Source organism: Agromyces molybdatiresistens, from assembly GCF_052748445.2.
In genome coordinates this window covers 3101792-3118509 of the sequence record NZ_CM188258.1, presented here as the reverse complement: position 1 = coordinate 3118509, position 16718 = coordinate 3101792, and the positions used below count along the sequence as shown (strand labels likewise).

Here is a 16718-nt window from a genome sequence, read left to right as displayed (position 1 = left end):
GCGACGCACGGCCGGTCCCTCGGACCCACCGCCCGTCGGCATCCGTCGTCGGGCCTGCGGACGGCCGAACGGCCGAACGTGACGGGCCGAACCGTTCGGCCCGGTTCGAACGAAGGACACAGCAGCATGGCAACCGGAACCGTCAAGTGGTTCAACGCCGAAAAGGGCTTCGGCTTCATCGCTCCCGCCGATGGGAGCCCCGACGTCTTCGCCCACTTCAGCGCCATCACGGGCAGCGGCTACCGCTCGCTCGAGGAGGGCCAGAACGTCGAGTTCGACGTGGTCCAGGGCCAGAAGGGCCTCCAGGCGGAGAACATCCGCGCGATCTGATCGCGCGCGGGCGATGCCGCCCGCACTTCCCGGACGCCGGGTCGGACACGTTCCGGCCCGGCGTCCGGCGTCTCCGCGGTACCCGCGCGCCGCCGACGGACCGCGTCCGCCCGGGACTCGTGCGGAGGCCGGCGTGTGACGAGGTGCGGCGGCGGTTCGCCGTCTCCTCCCAGCGTGCGCCGATAGATTCGACATCCCGGATGAAGGAGTCAACATGCAGTGCCCCACCGACGGCGCCGTGCTCGTGATGAGCGAGCGCAGCGGCATCGAGATCGACTACTGCCCGACGTGCCGCGGCGTGTGGCTCGATCGCGGCGAACTCGACAAGATCATCGAGCGCGCGGCGCGGGAGTTCGCATCGCCCGGCGGTGCCGCAGCGGTCCCGCCGGCGCCGCAGGCCGCACCGCAGCAGCCGGCGCCGCAGCAGCAGGGGTATCCGGCGGACCCGATGGACGCGCTCCGGCAGGCCCCGGGCGGCTACGACGACCGTCGGTACGACCGCGGCTACGACCAGGGGTATCCGCGGCGCAAGAAGAAGGACAACTGGCTCTCCGAGCTCTTCGACTGACGAACTCGCACGCCCGCACGAGGGCGCCCGGCCCTCCGGTCGGGTGCCCTCGTCGTTTCCGGTCAGCCGGCGGGCGCCGCCTCGCCGTCGCCCGCGGCCGACCCGCCGCCCGCAGGTGTCGGCTGACCGATGTTCACCATCCACTGAACTCCGAAGCGGTCGGTGAGCATGCCGAACGCGTCGCCCCATGGCGACGTCTCGAGCGGCAGCACGACGTCGCCGCCCTCGGCGAGGCCCTCCCAGTAGCCGCGCAGCGTCTCCTCGTCCTCCGGGCCGCCGCTCAGCGACACCGCGAAGTTGGTGCCCGCCTCGTAGGGCATCTCGTTGGGGGTGTCGGCGCCCATGAGCGTGAGGTGCTCGGCGACGAGTTGTCCGTGCATGATCTTGTCGGCCTCGGCGGCCTCGTCGCCCTGGCCGAAGTCGGCGAACGTGCTGAGCGTCAGCTCGCCCCCGAGCACCGATCGGTAGAACTCCATCGCCTCGCGAGCCTGGTCGCGGAAGCTGAGGTACGGGTTGAGCGTGACGGACATGGCGTCTCCTTCAGCGTCGAGGGCGGGGCGCAACGCACCCGCACGGCAGATCATGCACCTCACGGCCGACATCCGCGAGAGGTGTTGACGGGCCGGGTGGACGAGCGTACGTTAACAACCACTGAGTTGATAAAGCGATTGGTTGAATAATGGATGCCGCAGCCGCCGACGAACGGCTCGACCGCGCCTTCATGGCGCTGGCCGATCCGGTGCGGCGCAGCATCGTCGCCCGGCTCAGCCGTGGGCCGGCGACCGTGACCGAACTCGCCGAACCGTTCGACATCACCACCCAGGCGGTGTCGAAGCACATCCAGGTGCTCGAGACCGCCGGCCTCGTCACCCGGAGCCGCGACGCCCAGCGTCGCCCCGTGCACCTCGACGCGGCCGCGCTCGAGACGCTCACCGAGTGGATCGACCGCTACCGCCTCATCCACGAGCAGCGATTCCGTCGCCTCGACGCGCTGCTCGCCTCCGCCGACGGCTCCGACGCCGCGGCATCCGCCGAACAGGATTGAGATCATGACCACCGAGACCACCAACCCCGTCACCATCGACGCACCCGAGGGCCTGCCCTACGTCGACATCGAGCGCGTGTTCGACGCGCCCGTCGCGGCCGTCTTCGACGCCCACCGCGACCCCGAGAAGGTCCGGCAGTGGCTCGGGCCGCGCGGCTACGAGATGCAGGTCGAGCGCTGGGACTTCCGGCCGCAGGGCGGCTACCGCTACGTCCACGTCGACCCCGACGGCAACCGCTGGGCGTTCAACGGCACGTTCCACTCCGTCCGCGAGAACGAGTTCGCCGTGCAGACGTTCGAGTTCGAGGGCGCTCCGGATGTCGTCAGCCTCGAGTCGATGACCTTCGAGGACCTGGGCGACGGCCGCACGCGCCTGCGCGGCCACTCCGTCTACCCGACCGTCGAAGCCCGCGACGCCATGGTCGAGCACGGCATGGCCAAGGGCGTGACCGAGGGCTACGAGCGACTCGACGGCCTGCTGGCCGGGTGAGCCGCGGCATCCGCCACCGCACCAACGGAAGGAGCACCCCATGGACTGGACCCTCGAGGTCGTCATCGTCCCGGTCGCCGACCTGGATCGCGCGATCGAGTTCTACCGCGACCGCGTCGGCTTCGCGCTCGACCACGACACCCGGGCGGGCGAGCACCGGTTCGCGCAGCTCACGCCGGCCGGCTCGGGCTGCTCGATCGTGATCGGCACGCTGCCGGCCCAGAGCGAGATGGCGCCCGGGTCGCTGAAGGGCCTCCAGCTGGTCGTCGCCGATGCCGAGGCGGCGCGCGCCGAGCTCGTCGCCCGCGGGGTCGACGCGGGCCCCGTCCAGGTCATCGACCCGCGCGACGGCGGCACGTTCTTCGGATTCGCCGACCCCGACGGCAACACCTGGGCCGTCCAGCAGATCCGCGCGCGCGGCGAGCGACCGCTCATCCCGGTCGAGGCGCGCGGTCGGTTCGGCGACGAGCAGGGCGCCGACGGGCCGACCGCCTGAACGCGGCACGTCTGCTCGGGTGCAGGCCACCGGTCCGGAATCGGACCTCGACGGACCGGTGGCCCGCGCCGCACGATGGGAGCATGCCCTCGCCCGAGATCCTGCGGTACGCCGCGTTCACGACCGACCCCGCCGGCGGCAACCCCGCCGGCATCGTGCTCGACGCCGGCGGCCTCGACGAGCCCGCCATGCTGCGCATCGCGGCCGAGGTCGACTACGCCGAGACGGCGTTCCTGACGAGCACGGCCGAGGGCGCCGTCGCACCCCGCGGCATCCGCTACTTCTCGCCCGTCGCCGAGGTGCCGTTCTGCGGACACGCGACGGTCGCGACCGCGATCGCCCTCGCCGAGCGCGAGGGCGTCGGCACGGTGCGCTTCGCCACGCCGGTCGGCGAGGTGCGGATCGACACCGAAGAGGTCGACGGACGCCTCGTCGCGTCGTTCACGAGCGTCGAACCGTCGGTCGAGGCCATGCCCGGCGACGTCCTCGCCGAACTGCTCGACCTGCTCGGGCTCGATCGTGCGGCGCTCGACGAGCGTCACCGGCCCGCGATCGCGTACGCCGGCAACCGTCACCCGGTCCTGGTGGTCGCGGATGGCGCGGCCTTCGACGCGTTCACGTTCGACCCGGTCGTGGCGCGCACCCTGATGGACGCGCGCGGCTGGCCCGCGACGATCACGGTGCTCCACCGCGAGCCGGACGCTCCCGACGGCGGGCTGCGCTTCGAGGCCCGCAACGTGTTCCCCGTCGGGCGTATCACCGAGGACCCGGCGACCGGCGCCGCGGCCGCCGCCGTCGGCGGGTACCTGCGGGAGTCCGGCGCCGTGCGGCCGCCGGCCCGGGTGCGCATCGCCCAGGGTCGTCACGTCGGTCGGCCGAGCGAGCTCGTCGTCGACATCCCGGAGCACGGCGGCATCGTCGTGAGCGGGTCGGCGGTGCCGATCGCGGCGCCGTGACCGTCCTCGCCGTCACGACCACGCCCACCACCCTGCGCCCGCGATTAGGCTCGGACGGGACATCCGTCGAAGAGGAGCAACGCATGCAGACCCGCACCCTCGGCCGCACGGGCCGCACCGTCTCGGTCATCGGACTCGGCACCTGGCAGCTCGGCGCCGACTGGGGTGAGGTCGACGAGGCCGACGCGCTCGCCGTGCTCGACGCGTCGCACGAGGCGGGAGTCACCGTGTTCGACACGGCCGATGTCTACGGCGACGGGCGATCCGAGACGCTCATCGGCCGCTGGCTCGCGGCGAACCCCGACGCCGGCGTCGCCGTGGCGACGAAGATGGGGCGACGCATGCCTCAGGAGCACGACAACTACGTCCTCGACCACTTCCGCGCCTGGACCGATCGGTCCCGCCGCAACCTCGGCGTCGAGACGCTCGACCTCGTGCAGCTGCACTGCCCGCCGACCTCCGTATACTCCGACGACGCGGTGTACGACGCGCTCGACACGCTGGTCGCCGAGGGCGCCGTCGCGGCGTACGGCGTGAGCGTCGAGAAGGTCGACGAGGCGCTCGCCGCCATCGCGCGCCCGAACGTGGCCACGGTGCAGATCATCCTCAACGCGTTCCGGTTGAAGCCGGTCGAGGAGGTCCTGCCGGTCGCGACGCAGTACGGCGTCGGCATCATCGCGCGCGTCCCCCTCGCGAGCGGGCTGCTCTCGGGCCGCTACACCATGGACACGGAGTTCGCGGCGAACGACCACCGCTCGTACAACCGGCACGGCGAGTCCTTCGACGTCGGCGAGACGTTCTCTGGCGTCGACTACGCGACCGGCGTGCGCGCGGCGTCCGAGTTCTCGGCGCTCGCGCGCGAGGCGGCACCGGAGGCCACGCCGGCGCAGGTCGCGCTCGCGTGGGTGGCCGGGCAGGACGGCGTCTCGACCGTCATCCCGGGCGCGCGCAACCCCGAGCAGGCCCGCGCGAACGCGGCCTCCGGCTCGCTCGGGTTGCCCGAGTCGTTCGACGCGGCCGTGCGCGAGCTGTACGACCGCGAGATCCGCGCCTCGGTGCACCACCGTTGGTGATCGGGCGGAACCCCCGGGACGGATCGACGTCGTTCCCCTCGGGTTCCGCCGCTCGGCCGGCCGGCGGTGACGCATGATCGACATCCTCACCGGGTTCGCGGTCATCGCGCTCGCCGTGGTCGTCGGCTGGATCGCCGCCCGCACCGGCGTGCTCGGCCCGAACGCGCGGCCGGTGCTCGCGCGCCTCAACTTCAACGTCCTCTCGCCCTTCCTGCTGTTCTCGGTGCTGTCGACCGCCGACGTGCAGGCGCTGTTCTCGGCGCTGCTGCCGGTGTCGGCGATCGCCGCGGTCTCGGTCATGCTCGTGTTCGTCGCGGTGTCGATGCTCGTCCTGCGGCGCGGAATCGCGCGCACGACGATCGGCGCGCTCGCGAGCGGCTACGTCAACGGCAACAACATCGGCATCCCGATCGCGCTGTACCTGCTCGGCGACGCGGCGTACTCGGCGCCGATCGTGCTGCTGCAGCTGCTGCTCTTCGCGCCGGTGGCGCTCGCGGTGCTCGGCGCGGCCGTCGAGGGCCGGACCTCCGTCCGCGGCATCCTGCGCTCGACCTTCACGAACCCGATCATCATCGGCTCGCTCCTCGGTGTGCTCGTATCGGTGTCGGGCCTCGAACTGCCGCCCATCGTGCAGGATCCGATCCACCTCATCGGGCAGGCGGCCGTGCCGCTCATGCTCATCGCGTACGGCATCTCGCTGCACGGCACGCGGCTCCTCGAGCCCGGCACGGGGCTGCGCGACGTCGTGATCGCCGCGACGCTGAAGCTCGCGATGATGCCCGTGGTGGCGTGGGCCGTGGGGGCCTTCGTGTTCGGCCTCGACGGGCGGGACCTCTCCGCGGTCACGGTGCTCGCGGCGCTGCCGACCGCGCAGAACGTGTTCACCTTCGCACAGCGCTACGAGACCGCAGAGGTGGTGGCGCGCGACACGGTGTTCGTCACGACGGTCGGGTCGGTGCCCGTGCTGCTGCTCGTGACGGTGCTGCTCGGCTGACCGGCCCGCCACGCGGCATCCGCTCGCACCGCGTCGGCGCGACCGCCGCGCCCCAGCACGCGGCATCCGCCTCTCGTCGATGTGCCCGGTTCCGTCGTGACGGTCGGAGGCGCGAGGATGGTGCAACGCACCGAGGCGAGGAGACCCGAATGCCCTTCCTGCGCGATGGCGGCGCCCCGCTCGTCGAACTGCCGCTCGCCCAGCGGCCGGCCGACGGCTACCGGTTCGCGCTGCGCGAGCCCGTCGTCTACCTCGACGAGCCGAGCGGACGCCGCTACCGCGCCCCGGCCGCCGGCGAGGCACCGCCGCCCGCCGGCATCACCGACCTCGCGTCCGTGCCGACGCCCCTGTGGGGGCTCATCGCGAGCTACGGACGCCAGTCGGCCCCGGCGATCCTGCACGACGCGCAGTCGCTCGCGGCGGCCGCGCTCGACGACCCGGCCGCCGCGCTCGCGCAGCGCCGGGAGGACGACGACGTGTTCCATCGGGCGCTCCGCGAGCAGGGCGTGCCCGTGCTCCGTGCGCGCCTGATGTGGGCGTGGGTCTCGGCCGACCGCGAGCGCACGTACGCCGGATGGCGCGGATGGCTCCTGCTCGGCCAGGTCGCGCTCGGCGTGATCGCGGTCGTGGCCGCGGTCGTGCTCGCGATCATCGCCCATCCGGCATGGCTCCTGCTCGCCGTCGCGCCGGCGCTCGCCGCGTTCGCCTGGGGCGGGCTCGCGCGCCTCGTCATCGCGCTCACCTACCCGCTCGCGCTCCTCGGGCCCGTGCTCGCGGCGCAGCTGCTCGCCGTCGGCGTGTTCCGTGTGGTCGAGGCCATCGTCGAGCTCATCGCGGGCGGCGACGTGCGCTCGGTCGTCCGGCCGACCGCGGTCCCCGGGCCGGAGGGCCGCGAGGGGGGCGCGGCATGACGCGCGAACCCGGCCCCGTCGTCGTGATGGGCGTCTCCGCCTCCGGGAAGTCGACGATCGGGGAGCGGCTCGCCGATCGCCTCGGCGTGCCCTTCGTCGACGCCGACGACGTGCACCCGACGGCGAACGTCGAGAAGATGCGCGCCGGCATCCCGCTCGACGACGCCGACCGTCGACCGTGGCTCGACCGGGTCGGCGAGGTGCTCGCCGGGTCCGCACGGCCGGGGATCGTCGTCGCCTGCTCGTCGCTGCGACGCGCGTACCGCGACCGCATCCTCGAGGCGGCGCCCGCGACGCGGTTCGTGCACCTCGATCTCTCGCGGGAGGAGCTCGCCGCGCGGGCCGGCGCCCGACCGGACCACTTCATGCCGCCCACGCTCCTGGCGTCGCAGCTCGCGACGCTCGAGCTCCCCGCCGGCGACGAGCCCGCGCTCGTGGTCGACGCGTCGGCCCCGATCGACGAGGTCGTCGAGGCCGCCGCCGCGTGGGTCGCAGGCGGCGGCGACGGCGAGGCCGGCGGGCGGCCTCGCGCCTGAGGGGCGTCGCGGCACCTTCAGGGCTACCCCTGATGCCCGCGACCAGCCCGCTCCGTAGCGTTGCTCCTGGTCGAGCACCGCGGACATGCAGGGGGAACTGTCTCCTCGGCGCCGACCGGAGAGCCGGCCGCGCCGAGCCCGACCCGAGCGGGCGGCGCGGGCCGGCTCCCCCCGGATCCGACCGTGCGGCGAGCGCCTTGGGGGAGGCGCCGCCGCACGGCGTCGGTCCGACGGCCGGCACCCGGCCGCCCGGGCGGCCGTGCGCGCGGGCGCCCGCGACCGCCCCGCATGCGGCAGACTCGAACGGGTGACCCCCACCCTCCTCGACGCCGCCCCGCGCCCGTACGACGCCGATGCCATGTACGACGCGTTCGTCGAGTGGGCCGAGGGTCGAGGTTTCGCCCTCTACACCGCGCAGGACGAGGCGGTGATCGAGCTCGTCTCGGGCGCGAACGTGATCCTGTCGACGCCCACGGGCACGGGCAAGTCGCTCGTCGCGGTCGCCGCCCACGCGGCATCCGTCGCGCGCACCGCCGCCGACCGCGATGCGGGCCGACCGTGGGGCCGCACCTACTACACGGCGCCGATCAAGGCGCTCGTCAGCGAGAAGTTCTTCCAGCTCGTCGACATCTTCGGCGCCGCGAACGTCGGCATGGTCACGGGCGACAGCTCGGTGAACGCCGAGGCGCCGATCATCTGCTGCACGGCCGAGATCCTCGCCAACCTGGCGCTCCGCCAGGGCGCGGATGCCGCGGTCGACCAGGTCGTGATGGACGAGTTCCACTACTACGGCGACCCCGACCGGGGCTGGGCGTGGCAGGTGCCGCTCATCACGCTGCCTCGCGCGCAGTTCGTGCTCATGTCGGCCACGCTCGGCGACGTCACGGCGATCGCCGACGACCTCGCGCGACGCACCGGCCGCGACACCGCCCGGGTGACGGGGGTGGAGCGGCCCGTGCCGCTGCACTTCTCGTACGCGAAGACGCCCGTGCAGGAGACCGTCGAGGACCTCCTCGCGACGAAGCAGGCGCCCGTCTACATCGTGCACTTCTCGCAGGCGGCCGCGATGGAGCGCGCGCAGGCGCTCTCGTCGATCCGCGTCGTGACGCGCGAGCAGCGCGACGAGATCGCCGAGGCGATCGGCGGGTTCCGGTTCACGACCGGATTCGGCAAGATCCTCTCGCGTCTCGTGCGCGCCGGCATCGGCGTGCACCACGCGGGCATGCTGCCGCGCTACCGCCGACTCGTCGAGACGCTCGCCCAGCGGGGCCTGCTGCGCGTGATCTGCGGCACCGACACGCTCGGCGTGGGCATCAACGTGCCGATCCGGTCGGTCCTGATCACCGCGCTGTCGAAGTACGACGGGCAGCGGATGCGCCAGCTCTCCGCGCGCGAGTTCCACCAGATCGCGGGGCGCGCGGGTCGTGCGGGCTACGACACCGCGGGCACGGTCGTGGTGCTCGCGCCCGACCACGAGATCGAGAACGAGACGGCCGTCCGCAAGGCGGGCGACGACCCGAAGAAGCTGAGGAAGATCGTCCGCAAGAAGCCGCAGGCCGGGTTCGTCACGTGGGGCGAGGGCTCGTTCGAGCGCCTCGTCGCCGCGGAGCCCGAGCCGCTCGTGCCGCAGCTCTCGCTGAGCGCGGCCATGCTCATCAACGTCGTCGGCCGCGGCGGCGACGTGGCCGGCGCCATCCGCTCGCTCGTCTTCGACAACCACGAGCCGCGCCCCAGGCAGGTCGAGCTCGCGCGCCGCGCACTCGGCATCCTGCGCACGCTGCGCGATGCGGAGGTCGTCCGCATCACGCCGGCCGTGGAGGCCGGACGCGCCTACGGCGTCGACCTCAGGCTCACGGTCGACCTGCAGCCGAACTTCGCGCTCAACCAGCCGCTGTCGCCGTTCGCGCTCGCCGCGATCGAGCTCCTCGACCCGGAGACGAGCGAGCAGGGCACCGGCCACTACTCGCTCGACGTCGTGTCGATCATCGAGTCGACGCTCGACGACCCGCGCCCGATCCTCTCGCAGCAGCAGTACAGGGCCCGCGGCGAGGCGGTCGCCGCCATGAAGCGCGACGGCGTCGAGTACGACGAGCGGATGGCGCTGCTCGAGGAGGTCACCTGGCCGAAGCCGCTCGACGAGCTGCTCGCGCACGCGTTCGAGACGTTCGCGTCGAGCCAGCCGTGGGTGCGCGACTTCGAGCTCAGCCCGAAGTCGGTCGTGCGCGACATGTTCGAGCGGAGCATGTCGTTCGGCGAGTACGTGTCGTTCTACCAGCTCGCCCGGAGCGAGGGGCTCGTGCTGCGCTACCTCTCCGATGCGTTCCGCGCGATCCGCCAGACGGTGCCCGACGAGCACAAGGACGAGGAGCTGCTCGACCTCATCGAGTGGCTCGGCGAGCTCGTGCGGCAGGTCGACTCGAGCCTCGTCGACGAGTGGGCCGAGCTCGTCGACCCGCGCTCGCACCTGCCCGAGGACGAGGCGCCGGTCGTGCCGCCCGCGCCGCCGTCGGTGGTGACGAACCGCCGCGCGTTCACGGTGCTCGTGCGCAACGAGCTGTTCCGCCGCGTGCAGCTCGCCGCGCTCGAGCGCGACGAGGAACTCGCCGAGCTCGACCCCGACGTCGGCTGGCCCGACGTGCTCGACCGCTACTACGGCGAGCACGACGACATCCTCACCGGCGGCCCGGCGCGATCGCCGCGGCTCGTCACGATCGACGAGACGGATGCCGCGGCCGGCACCTGGCGCGTCGAGCAGGTGATCGACGACCCGGCCGGCCACCACGACTGGCGCATCCGCGGCGAGGTCGACCTCGAGGCGTCGGCCGAGGAAGGGTTCGCGGTCGTGCGGATCGCCGAGGTCGTCCGGCTCTGAGGGCCGCGCTCGGCGCCGGTCCGCCGGCTCGGAACATCGCGGTCCGCGTGTACGCGGTGGAACCGATCGCGACGGCGGGGCGTCAGGCCAGCGCGAGGAGCCCCGCGGCGACGAGGGCGAGTGCGAGGCCGGCCCACTGCACGGGCGCGATGCGCTCGCGCAGCACGAAGGCCGCGAGCAGGATCGTGCCGGCCGGGTACATCGCGCCGAGCACGGCGGCCACGGCGAGGTCGCCCGCCCGGATGCCGAGGAGCAGCAGGACGTTCGCCGTGGCGTCCACGACGCCGCACGCGAGCGCGAGGGCGAGCGCGGTGCGCAGCGCGCTCGAGCCCCGCGGCGCGCGCGGCGCCGCCTCGGGCGGCGCGGGCGGCATCGCACGGGGCGCCGCGACCCGGAGGGCTGCCGAGCGTGCGCGCACCGTTGCGAGCAGCGCGACGGTTCCGAACGCCGCGAACAGCAGGATCGCCGAGACGACGCGGTTGGCGACGAGCGGCACGACGCCCGAGGCATCCGCGGTGCGGGAGATGACGATGTAGTAGCCGCCGATGGCGAGGCCGGATCCGACCGCGAGCAGCAGGCCGTGCGCGCTCGGCCGCACGGCGCCGCGCTCGGGCACGAACCCGACGAGCACCACCGCGACGAGTGCGATGCCGATGCCCCACACGCCGAGCGGGCCGAACCGCTCGTCACCGACGAGCGTTCCCCAGAGCATCGGCGTGATCGCCGACATGAGTGCGGTCAGCGGCGAGAGGATGCTCATCGGGCCGATCGCGAGGCAGGCGTAGAGCAACGCGATCGCCACCGCGCCGACCACGCCCGAGAGCGCACCCCAGCCGACGTCGGCCGCCGTCCACTCGCCGCCGAGCACGGGCAGCGCCGCGAGCATCGTCACGAGACCGGCGACCGCCGCGACGGCGGTCGCGAGCAGCGCCCCGAGGCGACGTGCGGCCAGGCCGCCGAGGAAGTCCGCCGCGCCGTAGACGATCGCACCGGTGAGCGAGAGGACGGCGGTGAGCATCGGGGATCAGCCTAGACGCGACCGCCGATCCTGCTCATCTGAGCGACGACCTCTGCTCATCCGAGCAAAATCGGCCCGATCCGTTGAACGCCGGATGACGAACGGGTCAAGTCCCTTCCCACCGTCGCGACCGCGCCTTAGGCTGCGGATCAGTGCCTGCCATACCCGGGGCGGGCACGTGCGACGCCGGGGGAGCGCAACGGCAGGTCTCCCGCATCCGTCCTTGCAGAGGAGATCACGCAATGCAGCAACGTTCCCCCGGTGCGGCCCGAAACCGCGCCACGTCCACCCGCGGCCGTCGCGCCGCCGGCGTCCTCGCCGGCGCCACCGCGCTCGCGCTGGCCCTCGGTGGTGCCGTGTCGGCGCAGGCCGCACCGTCGCCGAAGGGCTTCGAGTCCCGGTCGGTCGACATCAACCTCTTCACCATCAACGACTTCCACGGTCGCATCGAGCAGGCGGGCACTGCCGCCGGCATCGCCCGGCTCTCGAGCGCCGTCGATCACTTCCGTTCGCAGAACTCGAACACCGTCTTCGCCGCCGCCGGCGACATGATCGGCGCGTCGACGTTCACCTCCTTCATCCAGGACGACGTGCCCACGATCGAGGCGCTCAACGCCGCGGGACTCGACGTCAGCTCCGTCGGCAACCACGAGTTCGACAAGGGCTTCGCCGACCTCACCGACCGCGTGATGCCGCTCGCCGACTTCGAGTACCTCGGCGCCAACATCTACGACAAGGCCACGGGCGAGGTGGCGCTGCCCGAGTACTGGCTCCAGAAGTTCCAGGGCGTGACCATCGGCTTCGTCGGCGCCGTCACCGACGAGCTCCCCTCGCTCGTGAGCCCCTCGGGCATCGAGGACATCACGGTGGGCAGCCCGGTCGAGGCAGCCAACCGCGTCGCCGACGAGCTCAGCGACGGGAAGAAGGGCAACGGCGAGGCCGACATCGTCATCATGCTCGTGCACGAGGGTGCGGCCACGACGAGCATCGAGTCGGCGACCGACCCGAACAGCCGGTTCGGCGACATCGTCCTGAACGCGAACGACAACATCGACGCGATCGTCTCGGGCCACACGCACCTGCCGTACAACCACGTGATCGACGGTCGCCCCGTCATCTCGAGCGGCCAGTACGGCGAGCGCTTCAGCAACATGGAGATCAGCTACGACCGCGCGACGAAGTCCATCACCAAGATGGAGAACACCCTCTACACGATGGCGACCGCGTTCGACGCGAACAACAACGTGACGGCGTGGCTCTACGAGCCCGACCCCGAGATCGTCCCGATCGTGACCGCGGCCACCGAGATCGCGAACGAACTCGGCAGCGTGGTCATCGGCGAGACGTCGGCCGCACTCAACCGGGCGCAGCGTCCGGGCGTCGTGAACGGTCAGCCTGCGCTGGTCGAGAACCGCGGCGGCGAGTCGACGCTCGGCAACCTCGTGGCGGATGTGCAGCTCTGGGCTCTCGAAGCCGATGGGACGCGGGACGTGGACATCACCTTCATGAACCCGGGTGGCCTCCGCGCCGACATCGACGCGGGTGAGACGACCTACCGCGAGGTCGCCAACGTGCAGTCGTTCGCGAACACGCTCGTCACGCTCGACCTCACCGGTGCGCAGATCAAGGGCATCCTCGAGGAGCAGTGGCAGCCCGCGGGTGCGTCGCGACCCTTCCTGAAGCTCGGCGTCAACGAGGGTCTGACCTACACGTACGACCCGACCGCCGCGCAGGGCTCGCGCATCAGCGAGATCTTCCTCGACGGCGTGGCGCTCGACCCGGCGGCGACGTACTCGGTCGGTGCCAACTCGTTCCTCGCCTCGGGCGGCGACAACTTCGTCACCTTCCGCGACGGCGTGAACAAGGCCGACAGCGGCAAGATCGACCTCGAGGCCATGGTCGACTACTTCGAGACGTTCGGCACCGTCACGCCCGACTACGCGCAGCGCGCGGTCGGCGTCGACGTCGTCAGCGTCGCGGGCGGCCAGGCCACGGTCGACCTCTCGTCGCTCGACTTCAGCACGACCGAGCCGAAGGCGGGCACGGTGACCGTCTGGCTCGACGACGTCGAGGTCACGACGGTCGCGGTCGACCCGTCCTTCCCGAACCCGGCCACGTTCGATGAGATCGGCCGCGCCTCGGTGACCTTCGCCATCCCGGCGGGTGCCACCGCGGACTCGCGGTTCATGATCACGACGCCGACCGGCACGACGAGCTCGTTCACGCTCCCGCTGTGACCTGAGCGCGATCGACGCGAACGGCCCCGGGCGACTCGCCCGGGGCCGTTCCCGTGCCCGACGGGCGGTTAGGCTGGTCGGGTGACTTCACGGGGTGCACGCGCGGCGCGCGGCGCGGCCATCGCCGCGTTCGCGGTGCTCGCCGCATCCCTCGCGCACACCGTCGGGGGCGGCACCCCGCCGGGCCCGATCGCCCTGGCGCTCGCGCTCGCGTTCTCGATCCCCGTCGCGATGGTCGTCGTCGGCGGGCGGATGCCGCTGATCCGCGCCTCGGTCGCGGCGCTCGTCGCGCAGACCGCCCTGCACCTGCTCTACTCGGTGGGCGCGGCCGGGACCGCCGGGCCGGCGGCATCCGTCGACCCCCACGCGCTGCACGCGAGCGGCGCCATCCCACTCGACGCGTTCGTCGCGGTCGACCACGGCCACGCGGCGATGCCCGTCGCGCACGTGGCGGCGGCCGCCCTCACCGTGGCGTTCCTCGCGGTCCTCGGCCGGGCCCTCGCCGTCGTCGTCGCGGTGGCCGGCGCGCTCGCGCGCGGCATCCGCCTGCTCGTCGCCGCCATCACGGGCGCGCCCGCGCCGGCCGGTCACGACCTCCGCCCACCGGTCGAGCGTCGAGCCGGTCCGCCGCGTCTCGGCATCCTGCTCCTCTCCATGCTCCGGCACCGCGGCCCGCCCGCGACGGTCGCGGCCGCCTGAGCGGTCACGCACCCGGAATCCGTTCGCGCCGACGCGCCGAACCACTGCCGACGAACACGGCACCGCGTCCGCGCACCCCATTGGAGAAGAAGCACACCCATGCGATCCATCACCCGCACCACCGCCGCCGCCGCGACCGCCCTCGGCGCCGGCACCCTCCTCGCCCTGGCCGCGCCCGTCGCGGCGCAGGCGCACGTCGTCGTCACCCCGAGCTCGACCGCCGCGGGCTCGTACGCCGTCCTCGAGTTCGCCTCGGGGCACGGCTGCGACGGCTCGCCCACGACCTCGTACGCCGTCGAGATCCCCGAGTCGATCCTCTCGGTGACGCCCACGATCAAGCCCGGCTGGGAGGTCGAGAAGGTCATGGTCGAGCTCGACGAGCCCGTCGAGGGCGCACACGGCGACGTCGTCGCCGAGCGCGTCGGCCAGGTCGTGTACACGGCCGGGACGCCGCAGCCCGACGGCTACCGCGAGACCTTCGAGATCCAGGTGCTGCTGCCCGAGGATGCCGCGGGCGAGCTCCTCGAGTTCCCGGTGCTGCAGTCCTGCGTCGAGGGCGAGAACGACTGGAGCGAGTCGGCCGGCTCCGACGGCGCGGAGCCCGAGAGCCCCGCGCCGGCGATCGAGGTGACCGAGGCGACGGGCGACGCGCACGGCCACGCCGAGAACGAGTCGGAGGAGGCTTCCGACGAGCACGAGGCCGAGGAGACCGCGGCGACGCAGGGCTCGGTCGACGTGGTCGGACGCGTGCTCGGAATCACCGGCCTCGCGGTCGGCGCGGCCGGGCTCGTCGTCGCGATCGCCGCGACGCGACGGAAGAAGGCCTGACGACCATGTCGCGCCGGAGCATTCGGCTCGCCACGGCCGGGGCGGCGCTCGCCGCCCTGGCCGGGGTGGCCGGCCCCGTCTCGCCGGCATCGGCCCACAACACGGTCATCGCGATCTCGCCAGACGGCGAGGAGACCGTCGTCGAGCAGCCCGGGACCGTCTGGCTCGAGACGAACGACGCCCTGATCGACACCGAGGGTGCCGCGGCGATGGACGTCGTCGGGCCCGACGGCCGCCACTACGCGACCGGGTGCGCGGCGGTCGACGGTCCGATCGCGAGCGTGGCGGCCGAGCTCGGCGAGCCGGGCGAGTACACGGTCGTGTGGCGCGTCGTGTCGGCCGACGGCCACCCGATCTCGGGCGACTTCTCCTTCGACTGGGAGCCCGCCGACGGGCAGGCGCTCGCCGAGGGGGCGGCGGAGTCGCCCTGCGCCTCGACGACCGGATCGGGCGATGCGGAGGGCACGGACGCCGAGGTCGACGACGAGGCGAGCACGACCGGCTCGGGTGCGACGACCGATCTCATCTGGATCGGCGCCGGCGCCGTCGCGGTGATCGCGGCGGCGCTCGTCGCGTTCCTCTTCGTGCGACGCCGGCCCGGACACGATGCCGCGACGGAGGCCGCCCCGTCGGACGAGACATCGACGGAACCGGCCGAGGCCCACGACGCCCCCGACGGCGACGTCCCAACGGCCGACCGAGCGGACCTTCCCGAGGACGACGGCCGGACCCGCTGACGCGTGGACCGGCGCCGACGTGATCGTCGGCGCCGGCCCGCGCGTGCGCCGACCCGAGGCGGCAGCGCAGCCCGCAGCGCGGGCCGTCCTCGCTGCGCCGCACCTCCGCCCGCTGCCTCAGGCGCCGGAGAAGGCGTCCGGCGGCAGCGCGGTCGCGCCGTCCTCGATGGCCCGGACGAGGCGGTCCGCGACGGCGGCCGGCTCGTGCCCGGGTGGGAATCGCGGCGCCGTGCCGAACAGCGGCCGCCCGGCGAGGCCGGTCTCGGTGTGGCCGGGACGCGCGTCGACCAGGCGGATGCCGCTGCGCCGCAGTTCCCGACCTGCGGCCGTCATGTACGCCGCGAGTGCGGCCTTCGACGCCGAGTAGCTGGCGAGCCCGGCGGTCGGCAGCTCCGAGACGATCCCGCTGAGCGTGAGCACCACGGGTTCGCGGCCCTCGGCGGCCGCCTCCCGCAGCGCGGGCAACGCGGCCGAGACGATCCGCATCGGCGCGAGCGCGTTCACGGTGAACAGCGTCTCGAGGTCCTGCGCGGCCGTGGCGGCGACGTCGTCGAACGCGACGACGCCGGCCGCCACGACGATCACGTCGAGGCCGCCGAGCGCGTCCCGCGCCCGGCCGACGATCTGCTCGGGGGCGTCCTCCTCCACGAGGTCCATGGCGATCGTCGCGCCGAGGTCCGAGCGCTCGCGAAGGCGCTCCTCGTCGCGCCCGTGCAGCGCGAGCCGTGCCCCGCGTTCCGCGAGCCGGTCCGAGATCAGCGTGCCCAGTGCGCCCGTCGCACCGACGACGAGGACGCGGGCGTGCTCGAGGGTGGTCATGGCGCGAGCCTAGGTCGGCCGGTACCGGTCGGCGCCGACTTCACAGGACTCTCGCACCGCACCCGTCCTCCCCAGCCGTCGCCGACGGTCCGGACCGATCGGCAGGACC

Annotated in this window: 18 protein-coding genes; 15 read left to right on the top strand and 3 right to left on the bottom strand. The window is 73.1% G+C overall.

Annotated features, from left to right (window positions below):
• Window positions 1–126 precede the first annotated feature (126 nt).
• Both ACULK2_RS14445 and ACULK2_RS14440 read left to right on the top strand, forming a co-directional pair.
• Entirely contained in the window at window positions 127–330 is a 204-nt protein-coding gene (locus ACULK2_RS14445; protein ID WP_400996499.1) for a cold-shock protein, read from the top strand.
• A 214-nt stretch (window positions 331–544) separates the two neighbouring features.
• Window positions 545–898 carry a TFIIB-type zinc ribbon-containing protein gene (locus ACULK2_RS14440; RefSeq protein ID WP_445968533.1) on the top strand — a complete coding sequence of 118 codons (354 nt, stop codon included), beginning with the start codon at window positions 545–547 and terminating at the stop codon, window positions 896–898.
• A 62-nt stretch (window positions 899–960) separates the two neighbouring features.
• Here ACULK2_RS14440 and ACULK2_RS14435 read toward each other — a convergent pair whose 3' ends face one another.
• Window positions 961–1428, bottom strand: a complete 468-nt coding sequence (locus ACULK2_RS14435) for a VOC family protein (RefSeq protein WP_445968532.1) — start codon at window positions 1426–1428, stop codon at window positions 961–963.
• Between the two features lie 149 nt (window positions 1429–1577).
• Between ACULK2_RS14435 and ACULK2_RS14430 the strand changes: the two genes are divergently transcribed.
• The 9 genes from ACULK2_RS14430 (at window position 1578) to ACULK2_RS14390 (ending at window position 10271) form a co-directional block, all read left to right on the top strand.
• Window positions 1578–1943, top strand: coding sequence for an ArsR/SmtB family transcription factor (locus ACULK2_RS14430; protein WP_445968531.1), 366 nt, complete (start codon window positions 1578–1580; stop codon window positions 1941–1943).
• Window positions 1944–1947: 4 nt separating this feature from the next.
• Complete coding sequence (locus tag ACULK2_RS14425; RefSeq protein ID WP_445968530.1) at window positions 1948–2433, top strand: SRPBCC family protein; 486 nt, start codon at window positions 1948–1950, stop codon at window positions 2431–2433.
• Window positions 2434–2473: 40 nt separating this feature from the next.
• Complete coding sequence (locus ACULK2_RS14420) at window positions 2474–2929, top strand: VOC family protein (protein WP_445968529.1); 456 nt, start codon at window positions 2474–2476, stop codon at window positions 2927–2929.
• 83 nt (window positions 2930–3012) lie between these two features.
• On the top strand, window positions 3013–3885 hold the full coding sequence (locus ACULK2_RS14415; protein WP_445968528.1) for a PhzF family phenazine biosynthesis protein: 873 nt from the start codon (window positions 3013–3015) through the stop codon (window positions 3883–3885).
• 83 nt (window positions 3886–3968) lie between these two features.
• On the top strand, window positions 3969–4958 hold the full coding sequence (locus tag ACULK2_RS14410; RefSeq protein WP_445968527.1) for an aldo/keto reductase: 990 nt from the start codon (window positions 3969–3971) through the stop codon (window positions 4956–4958).
• A 73-nt stretch (window positions 4959–5031) separates the two neighbouring features.
• A complete protein-coding gene (locus ACULK2_RS14405; RefSeq protein WP_445968526.1) occupies window positions 5032–5952 on the top strand; it encodes an AEC family transporter in 921 nt (306 codons plus the stop codon).
• Between the two features lie 149 nt (window positions 5953–6101).
• Window positions 6102–6863 (top strand): DUF1353 domain-containing protein, encoded by a 762-nt coding sequence (locus ACULK2_RS14400; RefSeq protein WP_445968525.1) that lies wholly within the window; start codon window positions 6102–6104, stop codon window positions 6861–6863.
• On the top strand, window positions 6860–7399 hold the full coding sequence (locus ACULK2_RS14395) for a gluconokinase (RefSeq protein WP_445968524.1): 540 nt from the start codon (window positions 6860–6862) through the stop codon (window positions 7397–7399). Before ACULK2_RS14400 ends, ACULK2_RS14395 begins: the two co-directional genes overlap by 4 nt.
• 358 nt (window positions 7400–7757) lie before the next feature.
• Window positions 7758–10271, top strand: coding sequence for a DEAD/DEAH box helicase (locus ACULK2_RS14390; protein WP_445968650.1), 2514 nt, complete (start codon window positions 7758–7760; stop codon window positions 10269–10271).
• An 82-nt stretch (window positions 10272–10353) separates the two neighbouring features.
• Here the strand turns inward: ACULK2_RS14390 and ACULK2_RS14385 are convergent, their stop codons facing one another.
• Complete coding sequence (locus ACULK2_RS14385; RefSeq protein WP_445968523.1) at window positions 10354–11289, bottom strand: EamA family transporter; 936 nt, start codon at window positions 11287–11289, stop codon at window positions 10354–10356.
• Between the two features lie 242 nt (window positions 11290–11531).
• Here ACULK2_RS14385 and ACULK2_RS14380 point away from each other — a divergent pair, with 242 nt between their 5' ends.
• The 4 genes from ACULK2_RS14380 (at window position 11532) to ACULK2_RS14365 (ending at window position 15790) form a co-directional block, all read left to right on the top strand.
• Entirely contained in the window at window positions 11532–13526 is a 1995-nt protein-coding gene (locus ACULK2_RS14380; protein ID WP_445968522.1) for a bifunctional metallophosphatase/5'-nucleotidase, read from the top strand.
• A gap of 81 nt (window positions 13527–13607) precedes the next feature.
• Complete coding sequence (locus ACULK2_RS14375) at window positions 13608–14225, top strand: hypothetical protein (protein ID WP_445968521.1); 618 nt, start codon at window positions 13608–13610, stop codon at window positions 14223–14225.
• Window positions 14226–14324: 99 nt separating this feature from the next.
• Window positions 14325–15053 carry a YcnI family protein gene (locus ACULK2_RS14370; RefSeq protein WP_445968520.1) on the top strand — a complete coding sequence of 243 codons (729 nt, stop codon included), beginning with the start codon at window positions 14325–14327 and terminating at the stop codon, window positions 15051–15053.
• Between the two features lie 5 nt (window positions 15054–15058).
• Window positions 15059–15790 (top strand): copper resistance CopC family protein, encoded by a 732-nt coding sequence (locus tag ACULK2_RS14365; protein WP_445968519.1) that lies wholly within the window; start codon window positions 15059–15061, stop codon window positions 15788–15790.
• A 117-nt stretch (window positions 15791–15907) separates the two neighbouring features.
• Here the strand turns inward: ACULK2_RS14365 and ACULK2_RS14360 are convergent, their stop codons facing one another.
• Window positions 15908–16609 carry an SDR family NAD(P)-dependent oxidoreductase gene (locus tag ACULK2_RS14360; protein WP_445968518.1) on the bottom strand — a complete coding sequence of 234 codons (702 nt, stop codon included), beginning with the start codon at window positions 16607–16609 and terminating at the stop codon, window positions 15908–15910.
• Window positions 16610–16718: the final 109 nt, after the last annotated feature.